Genomic DNA, 10,157 nt, shown 5'->3' with positions numbered 1-10,157 from the left:
TCATTAACACGCCGTGGTGTGTAGGCTCCATTACCTACCACGCGTAACAACAGTGGCATGGCGAGTCCACCTCGCCGTCTAACTCTATCGGCCTTGTTTCATCATAGCAATATCAATGAAAAGCCCTATATCCACGTCGTTAATACCCTGCGAACAAGGCATTACATCGCAGACACAAACAAAAAAGCCGAGCATCACTGCTCGGCTTTAAACTATTTATTGTGCTTGACGACGCTCACCGCGTGCAGGCGCGCGACGCTCATTACCACGATCGCGGTTAAAGCGACGTTCACCACGGCCACCGCGGCTATCACGGTCACTACGGCCTCGGCCACCGCCGTTACGGTCACCACCACGACGTTCACGCATGATCTGACCTTCAACACGTTGTGCATTGGTCTCTTTTTGGCGAATACGCAGTTTTTGCAATTGCGCAAAGACTTCTTTCGGCATGGTTTTTGGCAGCTGCACAAACGTATGAGCAGGTGCGAGTTTGATTGCACCAATATTCTGCTTGTTCAAGCCAAGTTCGTTAGCAATCGCACCTACGATGTCTTTTACTTGTACGCCTTGCTCTCGGCCAACATCTAACTGATACGTATCCCAGTCAGCTGGGTTGGTATCACGGCGATCAGTACCACTTGGACGTTCATCACGGCGACGTTCACGACGCTGCTTTTCACGATCCATTGCCGCGATCATTGGGTCTGGGCCTTTATAGAACAAAGGACGTTTACCTTGCTGGCGCTGGAGTAACATAGCAGCCAGTGTGGTTGCATCAACGTCAATATCGTTTTGTAGTTGCTCAATCAGTTCAACGAATGGACCCATCGCATCGCCATCTTTTTTCTCAGCCAGTTCACTGGCCAGTTGAGCGACACGTGCCTCAGCGACCTTATCGCGGTTCGGCAGTTGGATTTCTTCCATTTTAGTCTGAGTAACACGCTCGACGGTACGCAGCATCCGCATTTGGTTGGTGCGGACCAACAAAATTGCTTTACCCGCACGACCAGCACGGCCAGTACGACCAATACGGTGAATATACGATTCAGCATCAAACGGGATATCATAGTTAAATACGTGGGTGATGCGGGCTACATCAAGACCACGCGCAACCACGTCGGTTGCCACTAAAATATCAATCACACCACGTTTCAAATGATCGACCGTGCGTTCGCGCAATGATTGCGGAATATCACCATGCAAGGCTGCCGCTTTAAAGCCGCGAGCTGATAGCCAGTCGGCCAGGCGCTCAGTGTCTTGGCGAGTACGTACAAAAACGATCGATGCATCCGTGTCTTGGGTTTCGAGTAGACGGCTCATCGCTTCGTCTTTTTCGACACCTTTAACCACCCAGAATTGTTGCTCTACTTTTTCAACAGTGCGGTTGCTACCGGCCACGTCAACACGAGCGGGATCACGCAAAAAGCGATCAACAATTTGTTTTACGATTGGCGGCATGGTCGCAGAGAAAAGAACACGCTGTGCGCTTTCTGGTGCCTGCTCCATGATCCAAGTGACGTCGTCGACAAAGCCCATTTTGAGCATTTCGTCGGCTTCATCAAGAATAAAGGTATGAACTTCGTCAAGCTTAAGACGGTCACGGTTAATCAAATCTTTTACACGACCCGGTGTTCCCACCACGATGTGCGCGCCGCTTTTTAGCGCTTTCATTTGATCAACAATCGACGCACCACCATAGATCTCAAGAATTTTGAGGCCTTTGATGTTTTGTGCCAGCGTTTTCATCTCTGCAGCAACCTGAATCGCCAACTCACGCGTTGGTGCCATCACAATCGCTTGTGGTTTGTGTTGGTTTAGGTCAACTTTGTTCAACAACGGTAGTGAAAAAGCAGCGGTTTTACCGGTACCGGTTTGCGCTTTACCGAGTGCGTCACGACCTTCGAGGAGTGCAGGAATGGAGGCGGCTTGGATAGGTGTTGGTGTTTCAAAGCCCATTGAGTCAAGCGCAGACAAAAGGGTGTCGGCCAGATCTAACTGGCGAAATTTGGTTACAGATTCTTGCATTGGGATCCCAATCTATGAGTGTAGCGAAACGGGGCCCCTTCAGCGTTCTGCTCAACCATGAAACACTGTCTTTTATACAGTGTTAGTCACCAGCGCTACGGGCCTCAGTCATTAAGGGTGAATATACTGCGCTATTTACACCAAAAAAGCCAGAAAAAGTTGAACAAGTTCACAAAAAACAGACCTCATGGACATATATCTCGCAGCTTGTCGATGAAGCCAACAAATAGTGGACAAAAAAAATACAAACAAAACAGAGCACGAGGAGCCTGGTGTGGTTCACAGGATTTTATTGTCACGGGTTGGTTTTGAAACAGTGAATACGTATAGTGTGGCGATCCGTTAATCGAGACCCAAGTTATGTTTCAAGACAATCCCCTGCTCGCGCAGTTAAAGCAACAGATCCAAGAAACCCTGCCCAAAAAAGAAGGACAGGTAAAAGCCACCGAGAAAGGCTTCGGCTTTCTCGAAGTTGACGACAAAACCAGCTTTTTTATCCCACCACCGTATATGAAAAAGGTACTACATGGCGACCGCGTAGAAGCCATTGTTCGTACTGAAAAAGATCGGGAAGTGGCAGAGCCAGAAACACTGGTTGAACCAAGTTTGGATCGCTTTATCGGTCGCGTGCAGTGGGTTCGTAACCGTCTGAATGTCGTGCCTGATAATCCACAAATGAAAGACGCCTTACGCGCGAAAACAAAGCGCGGCCTGTCACAAGACGGCTTAAAAGAAGGTGATTGGGTCGTTGCATCGCTGACGCGTCATCCTCTTAAAGGAGATGACCACTTTTTGTGCGAAATCAGTGAAAAGATCACCGACGCAGAAGACAAAATTGCCCCTTGGTGGGTCACCTTAGCCAAGCACAACCTACCTAACCAAGAGCCTGCGCCTAAAGACGAATGGCCAATGTTAGAGCAGGGGCTTACGCGTCGTGACCTCACCGATCTTCCCTTTGTGACCATTGATGGTGAATCGACCAAAGATATGGACGATGCTCTGTGTGTGGAAGCCAACCCACAAGGTGGCTTTAGCATGACAGTGGCAATTGCCGATCCTACCGCCTATATTGATGCGGATGATGAACTCGACCAGGTTGCACGTAATCGCGGATTCACCATTTATCTACCTGGGCGCAATATCCCGATGCTACCGCGTGATCTCAGTGATGATTTGTGCTCCCTCCGTGAAAACGAACAGCGCCCTGCACTTTGTTGTACCTTCAATATTGCCGCGGATGGCACCATTGCCGATGACGCAGAGTTTTTCTCCGCATGGATCCAATCACATGGCCAGCTAGCCTACGACAAGGTGTCGGATTACATCGAGCAAGGCGAGCAAGCTCAGTGGCAACCGCAAACACCGGCGATCGCTGACCAGATTCATCAGCTTCACCAATTTGCGTTAGCACGCATTCAATGGCGTGAAACTCATGCAGTGACCTTCCCAGATCGCCCTGATTATCGTTTTGAACTCAGTGAAGATAACGATGTGATTGCTATTCACACGGATCAGCGTCGTATTGCTAATCGCATTGTGGAAGAGTCGATGATCAGCGCTAACATTTGCGCGGGTCGTAAGCTAAGCGAATCGTTTGGGTTCGGTATTTTTAATACCCATGCTGGCTTTAACAGTGAAAAGCTCGACGATGTGGTCGAGCTGGTAAAAGCGCACGACGGCGAGGCGGACAGCGAAAGCCTAGCAACCGTCGAAGGCTTCAGTACACTCCGTCGCTGGTTAAACAGCCTAGACACCACCTATCTTGATAACCGCTTGCGCCGCTTCCAAGCATACAGTGAGATTGGTCATGAGCCAGCGCCACACTACGCAATGGGCTTAGATGTCTATGCCACGTGGACATCACCTATCCGTAAATACGGTGATATGATCAACCACCGCTTGCTTAAAGCAATTATTCGCGGCGAAACCGAAGCCAATGCCCCGGCCGATACCGTGGGTGAAGAGCTTGCCGGCCACCGTAAACATCACCGTATGGCCGAGCGTGACGTGGCTGATTGGCTTTATACCCGTTTGCTCAAACCAGAAGTTGAAGCACAGACTCGGTATACCGCAGAGATCTTTGATATTAACCGCGCAGGTATGCGTGTCCGCCTACTCGAAAATGGTGCACCGGCGTTTATCCCTGGCTCACTGATCTTGGACAACAAAACCCGGATTGCCTGTGATAAAGAGACAGGTACAGTGACTATCGACGGTAACGTTGAGTTCAAGCTTGGCGATAGCCTAGAAGTGGTTATTGCTGATATTAAAGAGACCACCCGTTCGATTGTTGCCAAACCAACACAGGTATTCACGCTCTCGGACACGACTGAAAGCTAATTACTGTTGGTAACTTGATAGAAAGCCAAGCCATTGCTTGGCTTTCTTTTTTCCTGGAGAATGATAATCTAATCATTAAATAACGTTTATCATTAAACCATTGCAATTATCACAGCCTACGTGCCTAGCGAGTCGTTAAAAAGTGATAGCTAATGGTGTTACCTCAACCCGTTGAAGAGGTTTCATGGGGCTTTTACGTTCATCTGCGGTCCGAATGGGGACCCCGATTGCTTTATTGTTACTCCTCGCGGCAGGTTATCACCCTTTGGTCACCTCACTCGCCCCCTATTACAACCTCATCTATGCTGCCCCCTATTTTCTTTTGCTCACTGCGCTGCTTTTAAGCCATCTGTTCAAAAGCGCACGCGTGGGCATGATGGTCATTATCTTATTAGTGGGATACACGATTATCCTAACGCGACTTCAATCCCCGCTTGAGCAAGGGACGACTTATCTTGAGTACTTGCTTTTAGCAGTCGCGCTGCCCATTAATTTGCTCTATATGATCATCGTACGCGACCAAAAGCTCACCTCTCGGTTTGGGGTGTTCTTTTTTCTCGCTATAGGTATGGAAATCGGGTGGTGTGCGCTACTGGTGCAGCAATTCGGCGAGTTATCTTCCTATTTTCAGCAGCATCCTATTTTAGTCAGGGCGGCGTCGGTTAGCCCCATGCCCGTGCTGCTGATTGTGCTGCTCTCTATTTTAATTTGTATCAGTACTCTTCGTCTTTTGCGCAAAAATAGCATTGAAGATCATGCGGCTTTCATTAGCGTATTATGCAGCACGATTACCTTGGTGTTTTTTTATGTGCCGTTTATATCGTCACTCGTATTTTCGCTCGCAGGCCTRCTGTTGGTTGCCAACCAAGTATCATTCAGCCATCAATTAGCGTTCGTCGACGGGCTCACCGAAATTGCGGGACGACGCGCACTCGAAGATGAACTAAAACACCTTGGTCGTCGCTACACTTTAGCCATGCTCGATGTTGACCACTTCAAGCAATTTAACGACACCTATGGCCACGAAATCGGTGACGATGTACTTAAGCTTGTGGCTAAGCAAATGGCGTGCTGTGAGGGAGGCGCCAGTGCTTTTCGTTATGGCGGCGAAGAATTCACCTTATTGTTCAAAGGCAAAACCACTGAGCACTGTTTACCTTTTCTCGACGCATTACGCGAAGATATTACTCACTACCCGTTAGTGCTACGCGATCAATCTCGCCCTCATGATGACAAACAAGGCCTACAAAAACGCGGGCGAGCGAGCGATAAAAAGCCCGTTAACATTACTGTGAGTATCGGATATGCCGATGCCTCGCAGGCAGATACGCCCGAAGACGTCTTACAATTAGCGGATAAGGCGTTATACAAAGCCAAAGAGGCAGGGCGGAATTGTATTAAGGGCAGTGCGTGAAACCACTTTTATTGATCAGCGTTGTCAGTGTATTGTTTACCGGCTGCGCAACCCAGCATGATTCGCCTGCGGTGTCGCCTTTGCCGTCGTCAACCGACAACGTCAGCGATCAAGCCTTAACCCATACGCTGAACCAAGTGTTTAATCAGTGGCAAGGCACCCCTTATCGGTGGGGAGGCACCTCACGCCAAGGCATCGATTGCTCAGCGTATACGCAACGCGTCTATCAAGAAGCGCTCGCCACGCCACTACCGCGCACCACCCATGGCCAAGCAAAAACCGGCTATGCCATTGACTATCAATCCGCACGACAAGGCGACCTGGTGTTCTTTCATATCCGCCCAGGCTTGCGTCATGTTGGTGTTTACCTTGGTGAGCAGCGATTTATGCATGCGTCAGCTTCCAGGGGTGTGACAGTGTCACGAATTGATAATCCTTACTGGCAAGCGCGATTCTGGCAATTCCGCCGTTACTTCTGAGTGTGCGCTTTCACCGAATCGGCCAGTTCGCAACAGGGTTGATACCGCGGACACGTGACGACATGATCATTGACCATGCCCAGCGCTTGCATCAACGAATAACAAATGGTTTCTCCCACAAACTTAAATCCACGCTTTTTCAAAAAGCGACTCATGGCACGGGACTCGTCCGTCGCAGTAGCCACATCGGCATCTGATTGATGCTGGTTCACAATCGGTACACCGTCAGTGAACTGCCAAAGTGCCTTAGCCAATGATCCGTACTGTTCCACCAGCGTTACTGCAGCCTTGGCATTGGTAAACACAGAGGCCACCTTCAGTCGATTACGGACAATCTCATGGTTAGCCATGATCTCAGCAATATTTGGTTCAGCCACCGCGGCAAGCTGATAAAAATCGAAGCGAGAGAAAGCGTCACGATAAGCCTGCCGTTTTTCCAGTATTAGCCGCCAATTTAATCCTGCTTGCGCGCCCTCTAAACAAATGAACTCAAAGATCGCTTGATCATCAAATGTCGGTACGCCCCACTCGGTATCGTGATACACACGTTCAGATTCACTGTGCTGCGCCCATTGGCAAATTTTCATCTTTTTTCCCTTCTTCAAACACGACATCGGGTGTCAATTTTGTTGCTTATGGCACGAAATCAGCGAGTTAACTGGGTAAATGCTATCGTTATGTGCAATATGACGCTATCTTTGATCGCGATAAGTGCATGAAACGTAATAGAACCGTTAATCCTTGTTATTGATGCCATCCATACATAAATGCAAAGGAACACGCGTGACAACAAAGCATATATTGATTACCGGCGCCGGACAGCGCATTGGCTACGCACTCGCCTGCCACTTTCTCAATCAGGGTCACCAGGTAACGTTATCTTATCGTACCGAACGCCCTCAAGTAGCCGATTTAAGAGCGCGGGGCGCGCGTTGTTTGCACGCAGACTTCTCAACGGATGAGGGCGTTTATTCCTTCATTGACCACATTGATGCTTTAAATCCCACTTTCGATACATTGATCCACAATGCGTCATCTTGGGACAGCGAGAAACACAGCCAAGATATTGCATCGCTGTTTGATAACATGATGCAAATCCATGCAAAAACACCTTATCTCATCAATATGGCCGCGCCCCGCTGGATGCAACAGGGTGATATTATTCATCTCACCGATTATGTCGCGCAAAAAGGCAGTGCCAAACACACCGCTTATGCCACCAGCAAAGCTGCGCTCGAAAATCTTACCCTCTCGTTTGCACAGAAAATGGCACCATCAATCAAAGTGAACAGTATTTCACCAGCATTAATCATGTTTAATGATGGCGATGATGAAGCCTATCGAGAAAAAGCACGCCGTAAGTCACTATTAAGATCGGTCCCCGGTGAGCAAGAAGTGGTGAATGCATGCGAATTTATCCTTGCGAGTCAACATATGACTGGCCAATCCATCAAACTTGATGGCGGCCGCCATCTTATCTAACTTTCGTGACCAGGAAACGACTATGAACGACGCTGTGATTAAAATAACCAACCTGCGCCTACGTACTTACATTGGGTTTAATCCTGACGAGCAGGAGAAAAAACAAGACGTAGTCATCAATGTCGAGATTCATTATCCAGGCCACAAGGCGTGTGAAGAAGACAACGTTGATGATGCACTCAATTACAAAGATATAACCAAAGCGATTATTGACTATGTTGAGAACGGACGTTTTCTCTTACTCGAAAAGCTGGTTGCGGGTGTTTTAGAGATTACACGTGATCATCACTGGGTGCGCTACGCACAAGTGACCATTGATAAGCCGCATGCACTCAGATTTGCCGACTCTGTCTCATTAAGCCTAAGCTGGACCGCTAACGAGTCGTAACACCGCACAGAGTTCGTTAGAATTATTCGAACATCATGTTCAAGGTGAACAGCTTCTATATTGCCGTTCACCTTATATACTGTGTTGGATTAGTAATTGGGAGCGGGAACAAATGACACCGAAAAATAGCTACGATCGCGTTATGCGTACGCTACACTGGCTATCGAGTCTCGTTATCGTTGGCCTTTTCGCTGTCGGATTGTGGATGGTCGACTTGAGCTACTACAGTAGTTGGTATCAAACTGCGCCACACTGGCACAAATCGATAGGCATATTACTGGCGATAACGACTGTTGGTCGACTTGTGTGGAAAGCAACACACACTATGCCCACCGTTGAAGGTAAGGCTTGGGAACGTAAAGCGGCAACAGCAGGCCATCATACTATTTACCTGCTCCTTGCCACACTGTTTGTCTCTGGATACTTGATCTCAACCTCAGACGGACGCGGGATTGAAGTATTCACCTGGTTTACCGTGCCGAGCGCAGGGGAGCTGTTTCCCAATCAATCAGACATTGCTGGCGATATACACTACTACGTCGCCATCACCTTGATTGTGTTAGCAGCAGGCCATGCCATTATGGCACTTAAACACCATTTTAAAGATAAAGATAATACGTTACGGAAGATGATCGGAGGAAACCCGAAATGAAAAAACTCATGTTAGCCATGGGAATGAGCGCCGCAACACTCTTATCTGGGCCTGCACTGGCAGACACTTATATGATTGACACCAAAGGCGCACATGCCTCGGTCAACTTCAAAGTGCCACACCTAGGTTACAGCTTTACCAAAGGTCGTTTTAATACGTTTGACGGCCAATTTGAATTCGACCCAGATAACATTGGCGCATCAAGTGTGTCGGTGACGATTGATACAACCAGTATTGATTCTAACCATGCTGAGCGTGATAAGCACATTCGTAGCGGTGACTTCTTGGATGTAGGCGAATATGGCCAAGCGTCCTTTGAAAGCACCAACGTAACCGACAACGGCGACGGCTCGATGACCATTACAGGCGATCTCACTTTGCATGGCCAAACTAAGCCAATTGAAATCGACGCTGAACTCGTCGGTCACGGTGAAGATCCTTGGGGCAACTACCGCGCTGGCTTTATGGGTAACACCCGCCTGGAGCTAGAAGACTTTGGTATTCCCACTATGGGCCCTGCCACATACGTTGATATGGAGCTGCACGTAGAAGGCATTCGCCAGTAACTTGCTAGACTCAGTAAACTAAAAAAGCCTTGGCCACATGCCAAGGCTTTTTTGTCGCATCAACACTGAAACCTTTTCGTCATAGTCTCTAGTNCTCTAGTTACGATGGCGGCAATAATACAGAAAAATTAGTTTAGCTATGACATTACCTATTAATATTGCATTCTTCGACTTAGACGAAACCCTGGTCGCTACCGACACCAAACAAGCGTGGCTGGAATACCTTTGCCAGTGCGATCTCGCCCCGCAAAACGTGGTCGAGCAAGAGAAGCGGGCGTATTTGGATTTTAAAAAAGGCCGCATCAACCTTGAGCAATATATGCAAGTGCAGCTGGTCCCGGTCAAAGGAAAATCGATTCAAACCGTGGCTGCTTGGGCCACCGACTTTATCGATCAGCACGTCGCTCCCGTGGTGGTACCACAAGCATTAGCGCGTATCGAGTGGCATCGCAACCGCGGCGATCACTGTGTGTTAGTTTCCAACACCGCCGCCCACCTAGCGCGTCCGATTGGCAAACTGCTCAAACTCGATACCGTGATTGCGATTGAGCTTGAAACATTAAATGGCGTATATACGGGCAGCATATCGCATTGCGTGCGTGATTATCGTGGCAAGCACGACTACATGCAGGCATGGCTATCTGACCGTCATGACACTGTCGGCCACACATATGGTTACAGTGACTCGCACTGGGATGTCCCCTTGCTTGAGCAAGTCGATAGCGCCTTTGCGGTCAATCCCGACCCGCACTTAAGCCTGCACGCGCAGAAGAAAGATTGGACCATTATGGAATGGGCGCGCTACGAC

10 protein-coding genes are annotated in these 10,157 nt (G+C 48.7%); 8 read left to right on the top strand and 2 right to left on the bottom strand.

The window, feature by feature from the left end:
* Window positions 1-216: 216 nt before the first annotated feature.
* Entirely contained in the window at window positions 217-2,028 is a 1,812-nt protein-coding gene (locus tag BZG79_RS07505; RefSeq protein ID WP_077461373.1) for a DEAD/DEAH box helicase, read from the bottom strand.
* Between the two features lie 360 nt (window positions 2,029-2,388).
* Here BZG79_RS07505 and BZG79_RS07500 point away from each other — a divergent pair, with 360 nt between their 5' ends.
* The 3 genes from BZG79_RS07500 to BZG79_RS07490 all read left to right on the top strand — a co-directional run bounded on the left by BZG79_RS07500 (window position 2,389) and on the right by BZG79_RS07490 (window position 6,261).
* A complete protein-coding gene (locus BZG79_RS07500; RefSeq protein WP_077774087.1) occupies window positions 2,389-4,368 on the top strand; it encodes an exoribonuclease II in 1,980 nt (659 codons plus the stop codon).
* Window positions 4,369-4,552: 184 nt separating this feature from the next.
* Window positions 4,553-5,782 (top strand): GGDEF domain-containing protein, encoded by a 1,230-nt coding sequence (locus BZG79_RS07495; protein WP_077774086.1) that lies wholly within the window; start codon window positions 4,553-4,555, stop codon window positions 5,780-5,782.
* The gene (locus BZG79_RS07490; protein ID WP_077774085.1) at window positions 5,779-6,261 is read left to right on the top strand and encodes an NlpC/P60 family protein; all 483 of its coding nucleotides are present in this window, start codon (window positions 5,779-5,781) and stop codon (window positions 6,259-6,261) included. Before BZG79_RS07495 ends, BZG79_RS07490 begins: the two co-directional genes overlap by 4 nt.
* Here the strand turns inward: BZG79_RS07490 and BZG79_RS07485 are convergent.
* The gene (locus BZG79_RS07485) at window positions 6,252-6,848 is read right to left on the bottom strand and encodes a DNA-3-methyladenine glycosylase I (RefSeq protein ID WP_108743249.1); all 597 of its coding nucleotides are present in this window, start codon (window positions 6,846-6,848) and stop codon (window positions 6,252-6,254) included. The genes BZG79_RS07490 and BZG79_RS07485 overlap by 10 nt on opposite strands.
* Window positions 6,849-7,044: 196 nt before the next feature.
* Here BZG79_RS07485 and folM point away from each other — a divergent pair, with 196 nt between their 5' ends.
* The 5 genes from folM to BZG79_RS07460 form a co-directional block, all read left to right on the top strand.
* Window positions 7,045-7,743: a dihydromonapterin reductase gene (gene folM / locus BZG79_RS07480; protein ID WP_101494584.1), complete on the top strand. Its 699-nt coding sequence runs from the start codon at window positions 7,045-7,047 to the stop codon at window positions 7,741-7,743.
* A gap of 22 nt (window positions 7,744-7,765) precedes the next feature.
* On the top strand, window positions 7,766-8,131 hold the full coding sequence (gene folX / locus BZG79_RS07475; protein WP_077486620.1) for a dihydroneopterin triphosphate 2'-epimerase: 366 nt from the start codon (window positions 7,766-7,768) through the stop codon (window positions 8,129-8,131).
* Window positions 8,132-8,243: 112 nt separating this feature from the next.
* Entirely contained in the window at window positions 8,244-8,783 is a 540-nt protein-coding gene (locus tag BZG79_RS07470) for a cytochrome b (RefSeq protein WP_077461382.1), read from the top strand.
* Window positions 8,780-9,349, top strand: a complete 570-nt coding sequence (locus BZG79_RS07465) for a YceI family protein (RefSeq protein WP_077576931.1) — start codon at window positions 8,780-8,782, stop codon at window positions 9,347-9,349. Before BZG79_RS07470 ends, BZG79_RS07465 begins: the two co-directional genes overlap by 4 nt.
* 139 nt (window positions 9,350-9,488) lie before the next feature.
* A partial coding sequence (locus BZG79_RS07460) for an HAD family hydrolase (RefSeq protein ID WP_077774083.1) occupies window positions 9,489-10,157 on the top strand: 669 nt, incomplete at its 3' end.

Source organism: Salinivibrio sp. MA427, from assembly GCF_001996115.1.
In the GTDB taxonomy this organism is placed as follows: Bacteria; Pseudomonadota; Gammaproteobacteria; order Enterobacterales; family Vibrionaceae; genus Salinivibrio; species Salinivibrio costicola.
This window is presented reverse-complemented; position numbering and strand designations above follow the sequence as displayed.